We start from the raw sequence: 18,900 nt of genomic DNA on the forward strand, positions 1-18,900 counted from the left end.
CGCTCCTGAAGCCCGGCAGGTACTCTCTGGCGAGGTATCGGGCCGAGGCGGAAAGGAGCGCTGGTGAATCCGACCGTGGGCCTGCAGTTGCTGCTGGTGGCCGGTGGCGCCATCGGCGTCGCGGCCGTGGCGCGCCGCAGGGGCTGGCCTGCCCCGTTGCTGCTGGTGGCCGCAGGGCTGCTGGTGTCGCCGCTGGTGCCGGCGGTGCCGCTGCAGCCGGAGCTGGTGCTGTACGTGTTCCTGCCCCCGCTGCTCTACTCCGCCGCGCTCGACAGCTCCTACCTGAGCCTGCGTGAGGTCAAGCGACCCGTGGCGCTGCTGTCGGTCGGGCTCGTGCTGTTCACCACGGCCGTCGTCGGGCTGGTCGTCCACCTGCTGCTGCCCGCCCTGCCGCTGGCGCTGGCGTTCGCGCTGGGCGCCATCATCGCGCCGCCCGACGCCGTGGCCGCCGTCGCGGTCGGCCGCCGGCTGGGCCTGCCCCGCAGGACGCTGACGATCCTGGTGGGGGAGAGCCTGTTCAACGACGCCACGGCGCTGACGGCGTACCGGGTGGCCATCGGGGCCGCCGTCGGCGGGACCGTGGACCTGTGGCACAGCGTCGGCCAGTTCCTGTACTCCGCGGCGGGCGGCGTGGCGATCGGGCTGGCGCTGGCGTTCGCGCTGGCCTGGCTGTTCCGGCACACGCGCGACTCGCTGGTCGAGAACACGCTGATGCTGCTGATCCCGTTCGCCGCCTACCTCGCGGCGGAGTCGGTGCACGCCTCCGGCGTGATCGCCGTGGTGATCGTGGGCCTCTACCTGGGCAACCGCATGCACCTGCAGGGGTTCGGGACGCGGCTGGTGTCGGACGCGGTGTGGAAGGTCACCGACTTCTTCCTCGAGACGATCGTGTTCGCCCTGATCGGGCTGCAGCTCGCGACCGTGGTCCAGGGCATCTCCGGCTACAGCCCGTGGGCCGTCGCGGGGTACGCGGCCACCGTGCTGGCGGTGACGATCGCCAGCAGGTTCGTGTGGGTGTTCACGGTGTCCTACCTGACCAAGCTGGTGCGCAGGGGCCGTGAGCAGCCGAGCGTGCCGCAGATGGTGATCCTCGGCTGGGCCGGCATGCGGGGCGTGGTGTCGCTGGCGGCCGCCTTCGCCATCGACCCGGCGGTCCCCGAGCAGGACCGGGCGATGCTGCTCTTCCTGACGTTCACGACCGTGATCGGCACCCTGCTCATCCAGGGCACCACGTTCCCCGCGCTGATCAGGCGGCTGGGTGTGTCGAGCGAGCAGGAGCAGTACGAGGACCGCCTGGCCGAGGCGGCGGCCCAGCAGGCCGCGCTGGAGGCGGGCCTGGCGGAGCTGGACCGGCTGGTGCGCGAGCAGGGCGAGCCCGACGAGATCCAGAAGCAGGTCATCGACCAGCTCAGGGAGAAGTCGTGGCGCCGCTCGCTGACCGCGTGGGAGCGGCTGGGCGGCGGCCAGGGGCCGGGCGGCGCGGAGACGCCCAGCGCTCTCTATCGCCGTCTGCGCCGCGACATGCTCCAGGCCGAGCGGCAGGTCTTCGTGCGCCTGCGCGACGAGCGCCGCCTCGACGACGAGGTGTTGCGCGAAGTGATGGCCCAGCTCGACTTCGAAGAGGCGATTCTGGAGCGCTAGCCCATCTGGCTGTCGACGAAGCACCACCGCCATTCCTCTCCGCGTTCGAACGACTGGATCACGGGGTGGCTGGTGTCGTGGAAGTGCTTGGTGGCGTGCTTGCCCGGCGAGGAGTCGCAGCAGCCGATGTGGCCGCACTCCAGGCAGCGCCGCAGGTGCACCCAGCGGCCGCCGACCGCCAGGCACTCCTCGCAGCCCTCAGGCGTCTTCGCCGCCGGGTCGTTGGCCTGGGAAAGATGTTCGCAAGTTGCCATATGAGAAATCCTAGGACCAGGGCGGCGATGCGCCCGTTGAGGCCCCTCGCCCGGGCATGTGCCGATCTCGAAACGGGGGAAGCCGGGAAGTGTCGTACGCTCAAGAGCGCAGCGATCCTGGAGCGACATCCTCGGCCTCGTCGAGGTCAAGAGAGGCGGCGATTCGACCATGCACGCCCCCGGCGTACCTCCCGCGCACGCCGACCGGCGGCGAGGCGTCGCCGTGCTGCGGCTGCACGGGCACGACGTCGCCCAGTACGTGTGGGAGCCGGACCTGCCGCTGTCCGCGTCCCCGCGCCCCCACCTGCATCCCGTGCGCACGCTGGCCGGCGTCACCGTGACCGACGCGGCCCCCGACTCGCATCCCCACCAGTTCGGCATCAGCGTGGCCGCCCCCGACGTCGACGGGCGCAACTTCTGGGGCGGGCGCACCTTCGTCGCCGGCCACGGCCCGGCCTGGCTGGACAACCACGGCACGCAGCGCCATCAACGGTGGCTGCGCCGCACTGACACCGAGCTGGCGCACACCCTCGAATGGACCGGCCCGCGTGAGACGACGCTGCTGCGGGAGCAGCGCTCGATCACCTGCAGGCCGGTGAACGAGACCGCGTGGGCGCTGAGCATCCGCACCCGGCTCACCAACGCCACCGACCGGCCGCTGCCGTGGCGCACCCCGGCGGCGCTGGGCCGGGTCGGCGCCGGCTACGGCGGCATCTTCTGGCGCGGCCCCGCCTTCGCCGGGACCGCCCGGGTGCTCAGCCCGGTCGGCGCCGACGTCCAGCACGTCCACGGACACCCCGCCGCCTGGGTCGCCGTCAGCGGCGCCGACCGCGACGACCGCCCCTGGACGGTGCTCTTCACCCCCGCGGACGAGACCACCGCGCGGGACAGATGGTTCGTCCGCGCCCGCGACTACCTCGGCGTGTGCTCATCGCTCGCCTGGGACGAGCCGCTGCTGCTGGCGCCCGGCGAGACCGTCGGCAGGCACGTCGCCGCCGTGGTGATCGACGGCGTCATCTCCTCCGCCACGGCCGCCGAGCTAGCCGACAGAGCCCGGTCGGCCGCATGACGGCGCATGTCCGGCCGAGCAGCCCCCGGCAGCCGGAGCAGCCCGTACGGCAGGAGAACCTGCGCACACTCAACCTGGAGCTGGTCTTCCGCCACATCGTCTCCGCCGCGCGCCCCATCTCCCGCACCGAACTCGCCACGGCCACCGGCCTGACCCGCCCCACCATCACCCGCATCGCCGAGGAGCTCCTGGCCGGCAAGCTCATCACCGAGACCGGCCTCTCCCACAACGGGCGCGCGGGCCGTCCCCGCGTCGGCCTGACCTTGTCCGAGAAAGGGCCCGCCGGGCTCGGCCTCGACATCCGTGCGGACGGCCTGGCGGCCTGCGTCGTCGACCTCACCGGCACCGTGCGCCACATGGCCTTCGACCCCGCGGCGTACCCGGGGCAGGACGCTTCTGACGTGGTCGCGCACCTGGCGCGCATGGCCCGGGTCGCGATCGACGCCATCGTGGCCGAGGACCTCACCGTCGTCACCGCGACCCTCGCCGTCCCCGGCCCGGTGCAGGCCGGCATCGTGCAGTCCGCACCCGAGCTCGGCTGGCGCAACGTCGACGCCCAGGCCCTGCTGCGCGGCGCCATCCAGCCGCTCGACCTCCCGATCACCGTCGACAACGAGGCCAACCTGGCCGCCCTCGGCGAGCTTTACGCCAGCGACAACACGCTAGACAGCTTCGTCTACGTCTCCGGCGGGCTCGGCATCGGCGCGGGGATCGTCCTGGACGGGCAGCTCATGCGCGGCGCCCGCGGCTGGAGCGGCGAGCTCGGGCACGTGAGCGTCTATCCCGACGGCGACGCCTGCCCGTGCGGTTCGCGCGGCTGCCTGGAAGCGTACGCCAGTTTGCAGACCATCCTCGGCGACGAGCCCGCGCCCGCCGGCACCACTCCCGACGCCGCCGTCACCGGCCGGGCCGAAGCGGGCCATCCCGCCACCATCGCCGCGCTCGACACCGCAGGCACCGCGCTGGGCATCGCGCTGGCCGACATGGTCAACATCCTCGACATCGACACCGTCCTGCTGGGCGGCAGCTTCTCCCTCCTGGCGTCCTGGCTCACCGCGAACGCCAGAGCCGAGATCGACCGGCGCGTCCTGACGGCCGCCTGGGCGCCCATCACCGTCCGGCCCGCCCTGCTCGGCCCGGACGCCGCCGTCATCGGCGCCGCCCTGACCTCCATCGACCAGATTCGCCAGCATCCGACCACCTGGCTCGCCCGCCAACCGGCCCATCCGGATTACGCGACGCCCTGAACGATATGCGCGTACTCATCGAGGAGGCGCTGAGACTCGACTCCGAGCCCCGCGCCGTCATCGTGTGGGACGGCAAGCCTGGCGACGGGCCCGGCGGCACGTCGGATCTCGTCGCCCGGCTGCGTCACGGGCCCGGCGATCCGCGCATCCGGATCATCGACCCCACCGTTCTTGTCTCGCGCGATTCCTAGCGCGGGTGGTCCGCGGCGTGCCCGTCAGAGCTTGCCGAGGCCGCGGGCGAGGATGGTGGCGGTGCGGGCGAGCGCCGTGTCGTCGCCGGCCTCGCCGGCGGCCCGGTTGGTGTAGACCGCCATGATGATGGGGGCGGCGTTCTTGGCGGGCCAGACGACCGCGATGTCGTTCGCGCCGCCGAACGCGGAGTTCGTGCCGGTCTTGTCCCCGACCGTCCAGGTCTTGGGCAGGCCGGCGCGGATGCGGGCGCCGCCCGTCTTGGACGCGAGCAGCCAGGCGTTGAGCTGCTGCCGGTCCTTGGCGTCCAGCGCGTTCCCGGTCGTGACCGCGCGCAGGTCGCGGGCGATGGAGGCGGGCGTCGTGGTGTCGCGCTTGTCCTTGGGCGTCCAGTCGTTCAGCTCGGTCTCCCAGCGGTCCAGGCGGGAGATCGGGTCCTTCAGCGTGCGGAAGTACCGGGTCAGGCCGGCCGGTCCGCCGAGCTGCTTGAGCACCATGTTGCCCGCGGTGTTGTCGCTCAGGGTGATGGCCGCCTCGCACAGCTGGCTGACGGTCAGCCCGTCCGCCACGTGCTTCTCGGTGGTGGGGGAGTTGGGCTTGACCTCGTCGGCCGTCCAGCGCACGACCTTGTCCATCAGGCCGGGGTCGGAGGTGCGGGCCTTGTGCAGCACGGCCGCGCAGGCCATCGCCTTGAACGTGGACAGCAGCGGGAAACGCTCGCCCGACCGGTACGCGATCGTCTTGCCGGTGGCGGTGTCGATCGCGTACGCGCCGATGCGGCCCTTGAAGGACGCCTCCAGCGCGCGCAGCTCCTTGCGGGCCTGGGCCTCGCCCGAGATCACCTGCACCGAGGTCGCGGCCGGAGCCGCGCTCGCCGGCAGGGCGCCGCCCGCCAGGAGGGAGATCGTCAACGTGGTCACTGCCGTGAAGCGGCGGTTTCGCATGTCTGGTCCTTCTGTCGTCCGTCAGTGGGCAAGGAGCAAAGCAGATGTGATCACGTCATGTCTAATAGCGATATCGCGAAGGGAGCGATATCTACTTCGTCATGAGGCCAGGTCAGCGCCGCTGCAGCCGTTCGGTCGGCCGTGCCGGCGCCGGCACCGCCGCCCGCGCCGGATGCGCGGGTAGGGTCGAAGAATGCGACTCCTCAAGAGCCGGTTCTTTCCCCTGACAGCTTTCGCCGTGTGCGTCTTCGCCGCGGGATGTGGCGAGGTCAACAACACCATCGACAAGGCCCAGGCGTGCCTCGAGGCCCCGAAGATCGTCACCGAGCTGGGTGCGCAGGTCACCAAGCTCACCGACGACCCCAAGGCCATGGACAAGGCCCTCGACGACGCCGCGACCAAGCTCAACGACGTCGCCGACAAGGCCGCCAACACCACGATCAAGCAGGCCTCCGACGACCTGGCCAAGACGCTGAGCGGGATCAACGTCCAGAACGTCAACGACGCCGTGGACGCGGCCCAGAAGGTCGCCACCGAGAGCGCGGCCTACGTGGAGAAGGTGACCAAGGCCTGCACCGGCTGAATCCCGGCTTCTCTAGGGGAAATATGGACGAACTACCGTTTTTCCTATGGAGCCGGACCCGCGTTTCACCTTGGCCAACGAACGAACCTTCCTCACCTGGCTGAGCACGGCGCTGGCGCTCAGCGCGGGTGGGGTGGCCATGGCGGCGGTGCCGCCACACGTGTTCGTGCCGTGGATCCGTACGGCGCTGGCCGTCGTACTCGTGACACTCTCCGCGCTGGCGGCGGGCATGGCCTACCCGCGCTGGCGCCAGATCCAGCGCGCCCTGCGCCAGCAGGCGCCGCTGCCGCCGCCCGCGCTGGCCGCCGTCTTCGGGTACGGCGTGGCGGCGGTGGCGGTGATCGCCCTCATCCTGATCATCCTGGCGGCCTGAGCGGCGTCGAGATGGCCCCGGAAGAGAAGATCTGGGACAGGGGGCTGCAGAGCGAGCGCACGCGGCTGGCCTGGGTGCGCACGGCCGTGGCGCTGTGCACCGGCGGCCTCGGCGCCGCCGGGCTGTCACTCAGGCAGGGACTGCCCGTGCCCGCCGTCGCGGCCTTCGCGCTGGCCGCGCTCTGCGGCAGCGTGCTGCTCATCAGGACCAGGGCGCGGTGGCGCCGCGTGCAGGAGGCCCTGCACGGCGGCAGGCCCCTGGCCCCCGGGCTCGACGTGTTCTTCGCCTGGCTCGGCACGCTGAGCGTGGTGGCAGGTGCTCTCACCTTTGTGTTCGTGGTTCGGTGACGCAGGTTGCGGGAGGCGGAGAAGGGGGCACACACTCGAAGGTAAGGGGGTGACCTCGTTGGAAGAGGAACACAGGAACGTGCCTTTCGAATGCCGCGGTTGCTGGCATGTCTGGGAAGAGGAATACGTCGTCAGGCACTTCAGCGATCGTCACGGAAACGAGCGAGACATCTGGTTGCGCGGCGGGTTGCCGGTGCCGCCGCCGTCGCCGGGCGCCATCATCTGCCCGCGTTGCGGCAGTCAGCAGGCCACGACGTTCCCGGATGGCTATCTGGCACACCATCCGGAGCTGATCCCGCCGGCCACGCCCCCGGCGCCCGACGAGACGCCACTGCGCAGCCCGGTCAAGTATCCGCTCTTCTATGAGCGGATTTCCTGACACTTGGTAAGCATTTAATAGCGACAAGTGTCACAAGCCCGTCTTGCGGGCGTGCGGGATCGGGCGGACACTCGGGATCGAACGCCGATAGGGAACCGGGGGTGGTCCTGGTGGCCGACGGGTTCGAGACCCGCGAGACGTGGCCTTTCGAATGCCTTCGTTGCCTGTACGTCTGGGAAGAGGATTTCGTCGTCAGACACCTCACCGACGTCCACGGCAACGAGGTCGAGATCTGGCTCAGCTCGGGCGTGGCTGTGCCGCCGCCCTGGTCGGACACGTGCTGTCCGCACTGCGGCGCGTACCACGCGACGTCCTTCCCCTCGGGATACCTGCCCCGACATCCCGAACTCCTGCCCGATCCCGAGCCGGAGCCCGCGCCGGTCTTCGCGCCTGCGGCCGGTGAGCCGGGCAGGCTGTCCGCGCCGCGGACGAGCCTGCCCAGCCGGCTGCTGATCGCGCTCGGGGTGCCGCTGGCGGTGTTCGTCGGCTACGAGCTGTACGCCAACGCCGTGGCCGTGGCACACCACTAGGGGCTAGCTGAGGCTCTCCAGCCACGCCCGGTGCAGCCCGGCGAAGCGGCCGGAGGCGGCGATGAGCTGGTCCGGCGGCCCGTCCTCGACGATCTCGCCCCGGTCCATCACCAGCACCCGGTCGGCGATCTCCACCGTCGAGAGCCGGTGCGCGATGATCAGCGCCGTCCGGTCGGCCAGGATCGTCCGCAGCGCGCGCTGCACCAGCCGCTCGCTCGGCACGTCGAGGCTGGAGGTGGCCTCGTCCAGGATCAGCACGGCCGGATCGGCGAGGAACGCCCTGGCGAAGGCGACGAGCTGGCGCTGCCCGGCCGACATGCGGCCGCCGCGCTTGCCCACCTCGGTGTCGTAGCCGTCAGGCAGGCTCGAGATGAAGTCGTGCGCGCCGATCGCCTTGGCCGCCTCGCGCACGTCACGGTCGGTGGCCTCGGGCCGGCCGAACCTGATGTTCTCGGCGACCGTACCGCTGAACAGGAAGTTCTCCTGGGTCACCATGACCACGGCCTGGCGCAGCGTCGGCTCGTCCAGCGTGCGCAGATCGACGCCGTCGAGCAGCACGCGGCCGTCGGTGGGGTCGTAGAAGCGGGAGATCAGCTTGGCCAGGGTCGTCTTGCCCGCGCCCGTCGCCCCGACCAGCGCCACGCTCTGCCCGCCTGGGATCGTCAGGTCAAGACGGGGCAGGATCGGCATCTCCTCGACGTAGGCGAACCTGACGCCCTCGAAGCGCACCTTGCCGCGCGCCCTTCCCCGCGGCAGCGCCGCCGGCTCGCGCGGCTCCGCCACGGAGGGCTCCTCCTCCAGCACGCCCGACAACTTCTCCAGCGCCGCGCCCGCGGACTGAAGGGTGTTGTAGAACTGGCTGATCTCCTGCATCGGCTCGTAGAACTGCCGCAGGTAGAGGAGGAAGGCGGCCAGCACGCCGACCGTGACCTCCTGGTTGAAGGCCAGGTAGCCGCCGTAGATCAGCACGCCGCCGACCGTCATGTTGCCGATCAGCTTGATCCCTGGCATGAAGACCGCGATGAGCTGCATGCTGCGGGCGTTCGCGTCGCGGTAGTCGTCGTTGAGCTGCTGGAAGATCTCCTGGTTACGCGGCTCCCTGCGGAAGGCCTGCACCGCGCGGATGCCGGTCATCGACTCCACGAAGTGCACGATCACCAGGGCCACCGTCTCCCGCGTACGCCGGTAGACGATCGCGGACTGCCGCCTGAACCACTTGGTGAACAGCAGCAGCAGCGGCAGCGGGATCAGCGCCACCAGGCCGAGGTGGACGTCCAGCACCAGCAGCAGCGCCGCCGTGCCGAACATCGTCAGCACCGCCGTCACCAGCCCGTCGAACCCCGACTGGAGCAACTCGGCGATGGCCTCGATGTCGGAGGTGAGCCGGGAGATGACCCGCCCGGAGGTGTACTTCTCGTGGAAGCTCAGCGACAGCCGCTGGAAGTGGTCGAACACCCTCCTGCGCAGCTCCAGCAGGATGCTCTGGCCGATCTTCCCCGACAGCCGCAGGAACGCCTGCCTGGTCAGCGCCTGCGTCACCGCGGCGGCCAGGATGACCCCGACCACGGTGAGCAGCGTGGCGGGGCCGCTGCCGCGCAGCATCGGCGGGATGCCCGCGTCGATGCCCACCTTGACCAGGTAGGGGATCGCGAGTCCCGCCAGGTTGGAGACGACGATGATCGCCGTCAGCAGCGCGATCTGCTTCCGGTACGGCGAGAGCAGGTCGCCCAGCAGCCTCCGGGAACGCTCCCGCAGTAAGACGGAGACCTTCTCCGGCAGCTCGTCCTGATCCTCGGAGGCGACGCCGCGCCAGGTCGTCGTGGTGGTGGCGGTCAACGCAGCGCTCCTTCCGTGGGGTCGAAGTCGGCGTCCTGGGCCAGCAGCTCCCGGTATTCGGGCACGTCGGCCAGCAGCTCGTGGTGGTGGCCGACGTGCGTGATGGTGCCGTCGCGCAGCAGCGCCACCTTGTCGGCGAGCAGCACGGTGGAGGCCCGGTGAGCCACCACGATGCCGGTGGCGTCGCGCAGCACGTGGCGCAGCGCCTCCTCCACCAGCGCCTCGGTCTCCACGTCGAGCGCGGACAGGGTGTCGTCGAGCACGAGGATCCGCGGGTTGCTCAGCACGGCCCTGGCCAGGGCGAGCCGCTGCCGCTGGCCGCCGGAGAGCGACAGGCCCTGCTCGCCGATGCGGGTGTCGAGGCCCCACGGCAGGTCGTACACGAACATCGCCTGCGCGGTCTGGATGGCGTCGGCCAGCTCCTCCTCGGTGGCGTCGAGCCGGCCGAGGGTGAGGTTCTCCCGCACGCTCATCGAGAACAGTGTGGGCTCCTCGAACGCGGTGGCCACCACCGAGCGCAGGTCGGGCAGGGTCAGGTCGCGCACGTCGTGGCCGTCGATCGTGACGCGGCCCTCGGTCGGGTCGATCAGCCGGGGCACCAGCGCGGTCAGGGTGGTCTTGCCCGAGCCGGTCGCCCCCACGATGGCGACCGTCTCACCGGGGCGCACGTCCAGCCAGACGTCGTGCAGCACCGGCTGGCCGGAGCCGGGGAAGTGGAACCCGACGCCCTCGAAGCGCAGGTGGCCGTGCGGCCGGTCGATGGTCTGCGTGCCGCCCTCGATGGCCGGCACGGTGTCCATGACCTCCATGACCCGGTCGGCGGAGGTCATGGCCTCCTGGGCCATGGCCAGGATGTAGCCGAGGCTCGCGATGGGCCAGACGAGCTGCAGCATCAGCGTCGTGAACGCGACCAGCCCGCCCAGCGTGAGCTCGCCCGACCCGACGGCCAGCGCGCCGAGCAGCAGCACCAGGGCGAGCGTGATGTTGGGGATCACCTCGAGGAAGGCGAAGAACTTCGCCGACAGGCGCACCTTGTCCATCGAGGTGCCGTAGACCTTGAGCGCGGCGTCGTCGTAGGTGTCGTAGACGTGGTGGCGGCGGCCGAACGCCTTGATCGTCCGGATGCCGATGGCCGACTCCTCGACGAGCGTGGCGAGGTCGCCCTGCTCGTCCTGGACCTGGCGGGACACCTTGATGTAACGCTTCTCGAAGCGGAGCGAGACCCACACGATCGGCACGGCGGAGGCGGCGACGAGCAGGCCCAGCGGCCAGTACTTGTTCAGCAGCAGCACGGTCACCGTGATCAGCTGGAGCACGTTCATGACCAGGAAGAGCATGCCGAAGCCGAGGAAACGGCGGATGGTCGACAGGTCGGTCGTGGCGCGCGACAACAGCTGGCCGGACTGCCAGTCGCCGTGGAATCCCATCGGCAGGCGCTGCAGGTGCTCGTAGAGGTCGTCTCGGATCCGGGTCTCGAGCCCCAGCACGGGCGTGATCTGCGACCAGCGCCTGAGGAAGATCAGGAACGCCTCGACGGCGCCCACGCCCAGTGCCAGGAGCCCGAGCGGGAGTAACGCTCCATGATCACCGTGGAGGACGGGGCCGTCGATGACCTTCTCGCTGACGAGGGGCATGGCGATGCCGGCTGCGATGCCGACGACCGCGGTCAGCCAGATGAGGATCAGCCTGACGGCGTACGGGCGGAGGTAGGACTTCATCCGCCACAGGGAGTTGGAGGAGAGCAGGGGACGGCGAGGTATGTGCGTATCGGGAGGCATCCCATCTAGGCTAATACGTGGGATCAACCGATTTTCAGTAGCCTCGCCGCGAGGTTTTCTGTCCGTGACGTGCGGAAACAGTGAAACATCATGAATTTTCGGAGGACCGTTACGTTCGTTGTGATTTGTGCGGGAATCGTCTTAGTCTGCGCGGCCGTGCTCCCCTTCGCCACCTCTAGGATGAGTGCCTCATGATCGCAGAATCGGAAATGCCGCACCTGCGGCGCTGTGTCGAGCTGGCCACCCGGGCGCTGGAGGTGGGCGACGAGCCGTTCGGCTCGGTGCTGGTGTCGGGCGACGGCGCCGTCCTGGCCGAGGACCACAACCGGGTGGCCTCCGGGGACAACACGCAGCACCCGGAGTTCGCCCTGGCCCGCTGGTCCGCGGCGCACCTGACGCCCGCCGAGCGGGCCGCCGCCACCGTCTACACCTCGGGGGAGCACTGCCCGATGTGCGCCGCCGCCCATGCCTGGGTGGGGCTGGGCCGCATCGTGTACGTGTCGTCGTCGCAGCAGCTCGCCTCGTGGCTGTCGGAGCTCGGCGCTCCGCCGCCGCCCGTACGCACGCTCCCGATCCACGAGGTCGCGCCCGGCGTGGTGGTCGAGGGCCCGGTGCCGGAGCTGGCCGAGGAGGTCCGCGAGCTGCACAGGCGGCGCTTCCGCAGCTGACGGCGTATGCCGTTTTACCTGCGGTTTGTTCGGTCCGTGACAAAGTACGGACCATGGTGTTCGGCCGCTCCATCAGGGCCCGGATGACCATCGCGACGGTGGTGGTGTTCGGCGCCGTCCTCTTCGCCTGGGTTCTGATGATGTTGCTGACGTACCCCGCGCGGGCGCGGGCCGACCTGATCGACCAGGCCGACGAAGCCAGCCGCCACCTCGCCATGCTCATCAGCAGACAGCGGTTCACCGGCCCGATCCCGCCCAGGAAGGGCGTCTTCCTCATGCAGGTCATGGACCGCGAAGGACGGGTGGTGGCCGCCAACGCGGGACTCACGGGTCGGCCGCCCCTCACCCGGGCACGGCCCACCGAGGGCTACTCGCGGGTCCAGGACCGGGTGTGCCTGCCTGACGGATGCCTGATCGTGGTGGGGATGAGCCACCCCGACAGCGTGTACGGGCCCGCCGTCGCCTACGCGGCCCTGCGGGAGCCGTTCCTGCTCAGATCGCCGTTCCTGCCCCTGCTCCTGTCCGGCTCGGCGGTGGTGCTGGTGGCGCTGCTGGGATGGGGCGCCTGGTACGGGACCGGCCGGGTGCTGGCCCCCGTGGAGCGGATCCGGTGGGGACTGGAATGCATCAGCGCCCAGAACCTGAGCCGGCGCGTCGACGTGCCCGGCACGGGGGACGAGGTCGCGCAGCTGGCCGTCACGGTCAACGACACCCTGGCGCGGCTGGAGGACGCCGTGGAACGCAACCGGCGCTTCGTCTCGGACGCCTCCCACGAGCTGCGCTCGCCGATCGCGGGCCTCATGGTACGGCTGGAGGCGGGCATGGAGAACCCGGACGCGGCCGACTGGCAGGCGGCGTTCGACGACGCGCAGCGGCTGTCGGACATCGTGCACGACCTGCTGCTGGTGGCCCGGCTGGATGCGGGGGTGGAGACGGACAAGGAGCGGCTCGACCTGGGGGCGCTGGTCGAGGAGGAGGTCGCGCGGCGTCCGAGCCGGCTGCCGCTGACCATGGACGTGGAGCCGGGGCTCTTCGTCCGGGGGAGCCGGCTGCGGCTCTGCAGGGTGCTGACCAACCTGCTGGCCAACGCCGACCGGTACGGCGACTCGCGGGTGTGGGTCTCCGTGCGCGGCCAGGGGGATGAGGCCGTGGTGGAGGTGCTGGACGACGGACCCGGCATTCCCGTGGAGATGCGGGAGCGGGTGTTCGAGCGGTTCACCCGGCTCGATCAGACCCGGTCGCGGGACGCCGGGGGGAGCGGGCTGGGGCTCCCGATCGCCCGCGACATCGCCAGGGCCCACGGCGGGACCCTGGAAGTCGGGGACGGAGGGCCGAGGACCCGGATGGTCCTGCGACTGCCCCGCGACTAGCGCTCGCGACGCACCGGGCGACCTCAGGACCTGCCGAGCTCGATGGTCTGCGCCACCTCGGCGTGCCGCTCGGCCTCCTCCTGCGCGAACCGGTCCGCGTCGAGCTTGTCGGCGATCTCCTCGTCCTGCCGCATCAGCGCCTCCAGAGACTGGCCGGCCATCTCCAGCACGCCCATCTCCGCGTACGCCTGCTGCAGCCGGGGGCTCCACAGCCCGATGTCCTTCACGCACGGCACGATCCGGCTGAACAGCAGCGACCTGAACAGCCTCAGGTACTCCGAGTGCTCGGTGGCCTCCATGGCCTCCTCGACCTCGGACTTCGACAGGCCCAGGTTCTCCCACGTCTCGCGGCCGCGCAGCCGGTCGCGCATGAGGTAGCAGCCCTCGATGACGAAGTCCTCGCGCTCGCGCAGCTCGGTCTCCGACAGGTTGCGGTAGTGGTCGCGCAGCGCCATCCGGCCGAAGGCCACGTGCCTCGCCTCGTCCTGCATCACGTACGCGAGGATCTGCTTGGGCAGCGGCTTGGTGGTGATGTCGCGCATCACCCCGAACGCCGCGAGCGCCAGCCCCTCGATCAGCACCTGCATGCCGAGATAGGGCATGTCCCAGCGCGAGTCGCTCAACGTGCTGTCGAGCAGGGCCTTGAGGTGCTCGTTGATCGGGTACGCCAGGCCCACCTTCTCCTGCAGGAACCGCGCGTACGTCTCGGCGTGGCGGGCCTCGTCCATCGTCTGCGTGGCCGCGTAGAACTTCGAGTCGAGGTCCGGCACCGACTCCACGATCTTGGCCGAGCAGATCATCGCGCCCTGCTCGCCGTGCAGGAACTGGGAGAACTGCCACGCCGCGCCGTGCCGGCGTACCTCGTTACGGGTCTGCTCGCTCATCCGCTCCCAGAGCGGGGTGCCGTGGATGGCGATGGTCTGGTCGGGCACGCCCAGGACGTTGTACGGATCGACCTCGAGATCCCAGTCGATGCGCTTGGCCGAGTCCCACTGCTTGTCCTTGCCCTTCTGGTACAGCGCCAGCATGCGATCCCTGCCGTCGTCGTACTCCCAGGTGAACCGGCTCGCGCCGGACATCTCGACGTCCCAGGTGGAGAGCTCTGCGGGGATGGTGTAAAGATCGTGCGTCGACATGGGGGGACCTCCGAGGGGGGCTACGTACACCGTACGTCCACGTTGTGAGACTTGCACGTACGCCGTACGTGCGTCAATACAATGGGCTATGCCCACGGAGCCTTTGTCGCGGAGCCGCATCGTCGCCGCGGCCATCGAACTCATCGAGCGCGAGGGCGCCGACGCGGTCTCCATGCGGCGCATAGCGGCCGAGCTCGGCGTCGGCGTGATGTCCCTCTACAACCACGTGCCCAACAAGGACGCCCTGCTCAACGGGGTGGCCGAGGCGGTGCTGAGCGAGATCGAGTTCACCGACGACCCGGACGCCCATTGGACCGATCGGGTGCGCGTGCAGGCGCGGGCGTTCCGGCAGATCGCGCACGACCATCCGCGCTCCACCATGCTCGTGGTCAGCCGCCAGCTCCACTCCACGGCGGGGCTGCTGCCGGTCGAGCGGGCGCTGGCGACGCTGCGCAGTGCCGGGTTCGACGGGGCGGACGCGGTCAGGATGTTGCGGATGTTCATCGCGTACATCGTGGGCTCGCTGCTGCGGGAGGTCGGGGTGACGCCCACGTTCGCGCCCGTCCACAACCGGCTGGTCAAGGCCGAGAGTGTCGATCCGGCGCTGTTCCCCGAGGTCAGCTCGCTGGCGCCGCTGCTGGACCAGTGCGATCACGAGGCGGAGTTCGAGTTCGGGCTCGAGCTGCTGATCCAGGCGATCTCGGTGCACACGGGGCGCCGGGAGGGCACGCGGTAGCCGCCCTCGGCGCACGACGGGGGGATAGGGGAGGGCAACCGGCGAGTGTACGGCCCGGTTGCCCTCCGGTTCTCGTGCTCAGTACCAGTTGTGTGATCTCCAGTGTCCCCAGGCGCCGCAAGGCCTGCCGTACCTCCCCTTGATGTATGCGAGTCCCCACCGGATCTGCGTCTCCGGGTTGGATTTCCAGTCGCTGCCGGCGCCCCGCATCTTGCCCGCGGGCAGTGCCTGTGGGATGCCGTACGCCCCGGACGAGCGGTTGTATGCCCGGTGGTTCCAGTTGCTCTCCCTGGTCCACAGATTGTCCAGGCAGCGGAACTCCTGAAGGTTCCACGACCGCTGGACGACCTGGTCCAGCGCGATCCTCTTGTTCTTGTTGGGCGTCGTCACCGGGATCCGGGGCTCCGCCGAGGTCGTCCACGTCTTGGTCCTGACCACGGGCGGGCGCTTGGCCCAGGCTGCCGGGGTGTCGATCGCGTTGATCACAGTGAACGTGGTGACGAAGATGATTGTGCCGCTGAGGGCGCGTTTGCTGTCCAAGTCGATCCTTGCTGTCGGGTCGCGTGCGGACAGGCGCCTCTCAAATGGCGCCCATGCCGGTCCGCGTCCGTGGCTCGAACGCGGAGGGTCCGCGCGGCCCTCCGGGAACCTTGCACCGCCCGATCACGCTGGGCGGCCCGGAGGGCACCGCGACGTGTCCTCTAGCACGATTCCTATTACGGACGGTCACCGTGGGTCATACATCTCGACACGCGGTGGAGAGGTGTTTGCGTGATCGTTGCGCACAAAACCCCCTCTCGCTGCACCGCCCTTGCCCGCCCCGCCCGGTACCTGAGCCTCTCTTGCCGAAAGGCGCGACAAAGTATGAGGTTTAGCCAGGTGCGAACAGCGGGTAACCGGTCACGCTACGTAGCGATCAAGAGTCGATAGCCCAGGTCAGAGCCAGGCACCCAGGTCGCGGACGTCGATCAAGGGCAGGCCCCAGCGCAGCGCGTACGCCTCCAGGTCCGCGGGTCCGGCCATGGCGCCGTCCGGTCGCATGACCTCGCAGCACACCCCCACCGGCGGCAGCCCGGCCGCCACGCACAGCGCCACGGTCGCCTCCGTGTGCCCCGCCCGCTCGCCCAGCAGGCCGGGGCGGGCCCTGAGCGGGAACACGTGTCCCGGCCGCAGGAAGTCCGCCGGGCGCGCCTCGGGGTGGGCGAGCCTGCGTACGGTGGCGGCGCGCTCGGCGGCCGACACGCCGGTCCCGCTCCCCTCCGCCAGGTCCACGGGGACGTGGGGGCGGGTGCCGTGGCGGTCGCCCGCGCCCGGGACGGGCGGGATCTCCAGCCGTTCCAGCACCTCGGAAGCGCAGGGGACGGTGGTATGCCCGCAGCACTGGGTGAGCAGGAACGTGAACGAGTCCGGCCGCAGCATCGCCCCGGCGAAGATCACATCGCCTTCCGTCTCACGATCGGGATCCCAGACCACCACCGCCCCGCCGGCGGCGATCTGGGTGACAGCCTTGTCCACGCCGGCGCGCCCGGTCACGTGCCCCGCCCAGCCCAGCGCGGCCACCGCCCGCCCCACGTCTGCGGCCGCCGCCGCGGGCCGGGCCGAGGCCAGCCGCCCGACGAGGTCCGACTCCAGGTTCACCCGCCCGCCGACCGCCAGCTCGGCCAGCGTCGTGCTGGACAACGTGGCCGGGATCAGCACCACCGAGAACCGGTCCCGCACCACCTCGGCCACTGTCACGCTGACCCCGTCGACCGCGATCGACCCCTTGGCCACCACGCGCGACATGAACCGGGACGGCGGCCTGATCCACACCCGGCGGCCCGGACCCTGGTCCTCCACGCCGACGATCTTGCCCACCGCGTCGACGTACCCCTGCACCAGGTGCCCGTCCAGCCGGTCGCCCACCGTCAGCGGCAGCTCGACGTTGACCCGGCGCCCCGCGCTCAGCTCGTCGAACGTCGTACGCCGCCGCGTCTCCTCGCTCACCGTGGCGCTCACCGCGCCGCCGGCGGCCTCCTCCGCGGTGACGCGCACCCCGGCCACGGCCAGCGATCCGCCGGGACGGACCTCGGCCACGCTCTTGGGCGCCCGCAGGACGACCCGTCCACCCAGGACCGACTCGATCTGCCCGATCTCATGGACACGCCCGCTGAACATCCAGCCATCAACCCCTTCTCCGCAACGAGCACGGCCGCGTGCATCGCGGCCGGTACGTCAGGGGCCCGAGAACGGGCCCGAGAGAAGGCGGGGTATCACCGCGTGGCCCCGGAATCGCGCCGGGTCGTTCCGCCGGGGGCGGAACCGGCGGGCTGTCACCGCCGCACCTGGAATCACACCAAGATCAGGCTAACTCCACCCTCCGCTGATGTGAACAGGGTCCGGACGTCTGTGACGAACATCGCCGCGTGGGCGCCTTCTGTAGGGTCGGGACATGAGCATCAGTGACATCCAGCTCCGCACCCTCGACGACACCCCCACCACCCTGGGCCGGCTGGCGGCCGGCCAGGCAGTGCTCGTCGTCAACGTGGCCTCGCGATGTGGCCTCACCCCGCAGTACGGCGCGCTGGTCAAGCTCCAGGAGCAGTACGGCCCGCGCGGCTTCACCGTGGTGGGCATGCCGTGCAACCAGTTCGCCGGGCAGGAGCCGGGCACGGCGGAGGAGATCCAGGAGTTCTGCTCGGCCACGTACGGGGTGGATTTCCCGCTGCTGGAGAAGGCCGACGTCAACGGCCCCGACCGGCACCCGCTCTACGCCGAGCTGACGCAGACCCCCGACGAGCAGGGCGAGGCGGGCGACGTGCAGTGGAACTTCGAGAAGTTCCTCGTGGACCGGGAGGGCAGGGCGGTCGCGCGCTTCCGCCCCCGCACCGCCCCGGACGACCCGGCGATCACGTCGGCCATCGAGAAGCTGCTCTGAGGGCACGCGCGCCCATCACCGCGCGGCTAGTCCGCCGTGTGCGCGAGGACGGCCGCGGCCAGCTCCTCGTGCACCTCCGGCGGGAGGGTGTGCCCCATCCCCGCCACCATGAGCAGTCGCGCCCCAGGGATCCGGTCCGCGATGATCGCCCCGTGGCCCGGCTTGACGGGCTCGTGGGTGCCCTCGATGACCAGGGTCGGCGCCTTCACCCGGTCCAGCACGCCCACCGGCTCGAAGTCCCGCCTGGCCATGGCGGCCAGGCGGTGGTTGGCCACGGCGGCCAGGTCGCGGGCCCGGTCGTGGACGCGCTCCTGCAGGCGGCGGGCGGCGTCCTCGTCGAACGGCAGCCCGGTCCCGTGCAGCACGCGCTGCTCCGCGATCATCCGGTCGATCTGCTCGCGCCGGTTGCCGGGCGGCGGGGCGGTGAACAGCCCCCGGTAGAACGCCACGAACTCCGGGGCGGGCTCCGGCAGGCTGCCTTCCGGCTGAGGCTCGCCCATCAGCGCCCGCATGAGCACTCCGCCCTCACCGCCGCCGAGCGGCGAGGAGCCGATGACGGTGAGCGTCCGCACGCGCTCCGGCCGCTCCACCGCGATCAGCTGCCCGAGCAGCCCGCCCGCCGAATGGCACACCAGGTGCGCGCTCTCCAGGCCATGCGCGTCCATCACGCGCAGCAGGTCGTCCTTGATGTCGTCCCATGTGTACGGCTCCTTCTCGAAGTCGACGGTGCCGGACCGGCCGGTGTCGCGGTGGTCGTACCTGATCACCCGCCGCCCGCCGGCGGTCAGCCTGCCGACGAACTCGTCCGGCCACAGGACGCCCTGCGACATCGAACCCATCACCAGCACGATCGGCGCGTCGGTCGCGGCGCCGAACTCTTCACTCCAGATGCTCGGTTGCATG

General features: G+C 70.6%; 21 protein-coding genes. 13 read left to right on the forward strand and 8 right to left on the reverse strand.

Annotated elements, in window-relative coordinates; translation table 11 throughout:
* Nucleotides 1–63: 63 nt before the first annotated feature.
* Nucleotides 64–1,641 (forward strand): Na+/H+ antiporter, encoded by a 1,578-nt coding sequence (locus ACIBVN_RS05715; protein ID WP_397133044.1) that lies wholly within the window; start codon nucleotides 64–66, stop codon nucleotides 1,639–1,641.
* Here the strand turns inward: ACIBVN_RS05715 and ACIBVN_RS05720 are convergent.
* Nucleotides 1,638–1,895, reverse strand: coding sequence for a UBP-type zinc finger domain-containing protein (locus ACIBVN_RS05720; protein ID WP_349453155.1), 258 nt, complete (start codon nucleotides 1,893–1,895; stop codon nucleotides 1,638–1,640). The two genes, ACIBVN_RS05715 and ACIBVN_RS05720, sit on opposite strands and share 4 nt — an antisense overlap.
* Before the next feature lie 169 nt (nucleotides 1,896–2,064).
* Here ACIBVN_RS05720 and ACIBVN_RS05725 point away from each other — a divergent pair, with 169 nt between their 5' ends.
* The 3 genes from ACIBVN_RS05725 to ACIBVN_RS05735 are packed head-to-tail and all read left to right on the forward strand — an operon-like array spanning nucleotide 2,065 to nucleotide 4,402.
* The gene (locus ACIBVN_RS05725; RefSeq protein WP_397133046.1) at nucleotides 2,065–2,964 is read left to right on the forward strand and encodes a PmoA family protein; all 900 of its coding nucleotides are present in this window, start codon (nucleotides 2,065–2,067) and stop codon (nucleotides 2,962–2,964) included.
* Nucleotides 2,961–4,211, forward strand: a complete 1,251-nt coding sequence (locus tag ACIBVN_RS05730; RefSeq protein ID WP_397133048.1) for an ROK family protein — start codon at nucleotides 2,961–2,963, stop codon at nucleotides 4,209–4,211. The genes ACIBVN_RS05725 and ACIBVN_RS05730 overlap by 4 nt, the downstream gene beginning before the upstream one ends.
* A 5-nt stretch (nucleotides 4,212–4,216) precedes the next feature.
* Entirely contained in the window at nucleotides 4,217–4,402 is a 186-nt protein-coding gene (locus tag ACIBVN_RS05735; protein ID WP_397133050.1) for a hypothetical protein, read from the forward strand.
* Nucleotides 4,403–4,426: 24 nt separating this feature from the next.
* Here the strand turns inward: ACIBVN_RS05735 and bla are convergent, their stop codons facing one another.
* Nucleotides 4,427–5,344 carry a class A beta-lactamase gene (gene bla, locus ACIBVN_RS05740; protein WP_397133052.1) on the reverse strand — a complete coding sequence of 306 codons (918 nt, stop codon included), beginning with the start codon at nucleotides 5,342–5,344 and terminating at the stop codon, nucleotides 4,427–4,429.
* 193 nt (nucleotides 5,345–5,537) lie between these two features.
* Here bla and ACIBVN_RS05745 point away from each other — a divergent pair, with 193 nt between their 5' ends.
* The 5 genes from ACIBVN_RS05745 to ACIBVN_RS05765 all read left to right on the forward strand — a co-directional run bounded on the left by ACIBVN_RS05745 (nucleotide 5,538) and on the right by ACIBVN_RS05765 (nucleotide 7,556).
* Nucleotides 5,538–5,927, forward strand: coding sequence for a hypothetical protein (locus ACIBVN_RS05745; protein ID WP_397133054.1), 390 nt, complete (start codon nucleotides 5,538–5,540; stop codon nucleotides 5,925–5,927).
* A 46-nt stretch (nucleotides 5,928–5,973) separates the two neighbouring features.
* Nucleotides 5,974–6,300, forward strand: a complete 327-nt coding sequence (locus ACIBVN_RS05750) for a YidH family protein (RefSeq protein WP_397133056.1) — start codon at nucleotides 5,974–5,976, stop codon at nucleotides 6,298–6,300.
* Between the two features lie 11 nt (nucleotides 6,301–6,311).
* Nucleotides 6,312–6,647 carry a DUF202 domain-containing protein gene (locus ACIBVN_RS05755; protein ID WP_397133058.1) on the forward strand — a complete coding sequence of 112 codons (336 nt, stop codon included), beginning with the start codon at nucleotides 6,312–6,314 and terminating at the stop codon, nucleotides 6,645–6,647.
* Nucleotides 6,648–6,696: 49 nt separating this feature from the next.
* Complete coding sequence (locus ACIBVN_RS05760) at nucleotides 6,697–7,026, forward strand: hypothetical protein (RefSeq protein ID WP_397133060.1); 330 nt, start codon at nucleotides 6,697–6,699, stop codon at nucleotides 7,024–7,026.
* A gap of 101 nt (nucleotides 7,027–7,127) precedes the next feature.
* Nucleotides 7,128–7,556 carry a hypothetical protein gene (locus ACIBVN_RS05765; RefSeq protein WP_397133062.1) on the forward strand — a complete coding sequence of 143 codons (429 nt, stop codon included), beginning with the start codon at nucleotides 7,128–7,130 and terminating at the stop codon, nucleotides 7,554–7,556.
* A 3-nt stretch (nucleotides 7,557–7,559) separates the two neighbouring features.
* Here the strand turns inward: ACIBVN_RS05765 and ACIBVN_RS05770 are convergent, their stop codons facing one another.
* Both ACIBVN_RS05770 and ACIBVN_RS05775 read right to left on the reverse strand, forming a co-directional pair.
* Complete coding sequence (locus tag ACIBVN_RS05770; protein WP_397133064.1) at nucleotides 7,560–9,392, reverse strand: ABC transporter ATP-binding protein; 1,833 nt, start codon at nucleotides 9,390–9,392, stop codon at nucleotides 7,560–7,562.
* Nucleotides 9,389–11,170 (reverse strand): ABC transporter ATP-binding protein, encoded by a 1,782-nt coding sequence (locus ACIBVN_RS05775; protein WP_397133066.1) that lies wholly within the window; start codon nucleotides 11,168–11,170, stop codon nucleotides 9,389–9,391. Before ACIBVN_RS05775 ends, ACIBVN_RS05770 begins: the two co-directional genes overlap by 4 nt.
* A 191-nt stretch (nucleotides 11,171–11,361) precedes the next feature.
* On the opposite strand from ACIBVN_RS05775, the gene ACIBVN_RS05780 reads away from it, so the two are divergent.
* Together ACIBVN_RS05780 and ACIBVN_RS05785 are read left to right on the forward strand one after the other, a co-directional pair.
* On the forward strand, nucleotides 11,362–11,838 hold the full coding sequence (locus ACIBVN_RS05780) for a nucleoside deaminase (RefSeq protein WP_397133068.1): 477 nt from the start codon (nucleotides 11,362–11,364) through the stop codon (nucleotides 11,836–11,838).
* Between the two features lie 53 nt (nucleotides 11,839–11,891).
* The gene (locus ACIBVN_RS05785; RefSeq protein WP_397133070.1) at nucleotides 11,892–13,208 is read left to right on the forward strand and encodes a sensor histidine kinase; all 1,317 of its coding nucleotides are present in this window, start codon (nucleotides 11,892–11,894) and stop codon (nucleotides 13,206–13,208) included.
* Nucleotides 13,209–13,231: 23 nt separating this feature from the next.
* Here ACIBVN_RS05785 and ACIBVN_RS05790 read toward each other — a convergent pair whose 3' ends face one another.
* Entirely contained in the window at nucleotides 13,232–14,344 is a 1,113-nt protein-coding gene (locus ACIBVN_RS05790) for a ferritin-like domain-containing protein (RefSeq protein WP_397133072.1), read from the reverse strand.
* A gap of 88 nt (nucleotides 14,345–14,432) precedes the next feature.
* Here ACIBVN_RS05790 and ACIBVN_RS05795 point away from each other — a divergent pair, with 88 nt between their 5' ends.
* A complete protein-coding gene (locus tag ACIBVN_RS05795) occupies nucleotides 14,433–15,080 on the forward strand; it encodes a TetR/AcrR family transcriptional regulator (RefSeq protein ID WP_397133074.1) in 648 nt (215 codons plus the stop codon).
* Nucleotides 15,081–15,158: 78 nt separating this feature from the next.
* On the opposite strand, the gene ACIBVN_RS05800 is transcribed toward ACIBVN_RS05795, so the two are convergent.
* Together ACIBVN_RS05800 and ACIBVN_RS05805 are read right to left on the reverse strand one after the other, a co-directional pair.
* On the reverse strand, nucleotides 15,159–15,620 hold the full coding sequence (locus ACIBVN_RS05800) for a lytic transglycosylase domain-containing protein (protein WP_349453172.1): 462 nt from the start codon (nucleotides 15,618–15,620) through the stop codon (nucleotides 15,159–15,161).
* Nucleotides 15,621–16,016: 396 nt separating this feature from the next.
* Nucleotides 16,017–17,237 carry a riboflavin synthase gene (locus ACIBVN_RS05805; RefSeq protein ID WP_397133076.1) on the reverse strand — a complete coding sequence of 407 codons (1,221 nt, stop codon included), beginning with the start codon at nucleotides 17,235–17,237 and terminating at the stop codon, nucleotides 16,017–16,019.
* A 274-nt stretch (nucleotides 17,238–17,511) separates the two neighbouring features.
* Between ACIBVN_RS05805 and ACIBVN_RS05810 the strand changes: the two genes are divergently transcribed.
* Nucleotides 17,512–17,997, forward strand: coding sequence for a glutathione peroxidase (locus ACIBVN_RS05810; RefSeq protein ID WP_397133078.1), 486 nt, complete (start codon nucleotides 17,512–17,514; stop codon nucleotides 17,995–17,997).
* Nucleotides 17,998–18,023: 26 nt separating this feature from the next.
* Here the strand turns inward: ACIBVN_RS05810 and ACIBVN_RS05815 are convergent, their stop codons facing one another.
* Nucleotides 18,024–18,899, reverse strand: coding sequence for an alpha/beta fold hydrolase (locus ACIBVN_RS05815; protein WP_397133080.1), 876 nt, complete (start codon nucleotides 18,897–18,899; stop codon nucleotides 18,024–18,026).
* Between the last annotated feature and the right edge of the window lies 1 nt (nucleotide 18,900).

Origin of the sequence: Nonomuraea sp. NPDC049400 (assembly GCF_044466425.1) — a bacterium.
In the GTDB taxonomy this organism is placed as follows: Bacteria; Actinomycetota; Actinomycetes; order Streptosporangiales; family Streptosporangiaceae; genus Nonomuraea.

Coding starts and splice junctions, on each gene's coding strand:
- ACIBVN_RS05780 (WP_397133068.1), top strand. CDS start 11,362: ATGATCGCAGAATCGGAAATGCCGCACCTGCGGCGCTGTGTCGAGCTG.
- ACIBVN_RS05795 (WP_397133074.1), top strand. CDS start 14,433: ATGCCCACGGAGCCTTTGTCGCGGAGCCGCATCGTCGCCGCGGCCATC.
- ACIBVN_RS05815 (WP_397133080.1), bottom strand. CDS start 18,899: ATGCAACCGAGCATCTGGAGTGAAGAGTTCGGCGCCGCGACCGACGCG.
- ACIBVN_RS05775 (WP_397133066.1), bottom strand. CDS start 11,170: ATGCCTCCCGATACGCACATACCTCGCCGTCCCCTGCTCTCCTCCAAC.
- ACIBVN_RS05720 (WP_349453155.1), bottom strand. CDS start 1,895: ATGGCAACTTGCGAACATCTTTCCCAGGCCAACGACCCGGCGGCGAAG.
- ACIBVN_RS05755 (WP_397133058.1), top strand. CDS start 6,312: ATGGCCCCGGAAGAGAAGATCTGGGACAGGGGGCTGCAGAGCGAGCGC.
- ACIBVN_RS05790 (WP_397133072.1), bottom strand. CDS start 14,344: ATGTCGACGCACGATCTTTACACCATCCCCGCAGAGCTCTCCACCTGG.
- ACIBVN_RS05805 (WP_397133076.1), bottom strand. CDS start 17,237: ATGTTCAGCGGGCGTGTCCATGAGATCGGGCAGATCGAGTCGGTCCTG.
- ACIBVN_RS05750 (WP_397133056.1), top strand. CDS start 5,974: ATGGAGCCGGACCCGCGTTTCACCTTGGCCAACGAACGAACCTTCCTC.
- ACIBVN_RS05810 (WP_397133078.1), top strand. CDS start 17,512: ATGAGCATCAGTGACATCCAGCTCCGCACCCTCGACGACACCCCCACC.
- ACIBVN_RS05730 (WP_397133048.1), top strand. CDS start 2,961: ATGACGGCGCATGTCCGGCCGAGCAGCCCCCGGCAGCCGGAGCAGCCC.
- ACIBVN_RS05725 (WP_397133046.1), top strand. CDS start 2,065: ATGCACGCCCCCGGCGTACCTCCCGCGCACGCCGACCGGCGGCGAGGC.
- ACIBVN_RS05735 (WP_397133050.1), top strand. CDS start 4,217: ATGCGCGTACTCATCGAGGAGGCGCTGAGACTCGACTCCGAGCCCCGC.
- ACIBVN_RS05785 (WP_397133070.1), top strand. CDS start 11,892: ATGGTGTTCGGCCGCTCCATCAGGGCCCGGATGACCATCGCGACGGTG.
- ACIBVN_RS05745 (WP_397133054.1), top strand. CDS start 5,538: ATGCGACTCCTCAAGAGCCGGTTCTTTCCCCTGACAGCTTTCGCCGTG.
- bla (WP_397133052.1), bottom strand. CDS start 5,344: ATGCGAAACCGCCGCTTCACGGCAGTGACCACGTTGACGATCTCCCTC.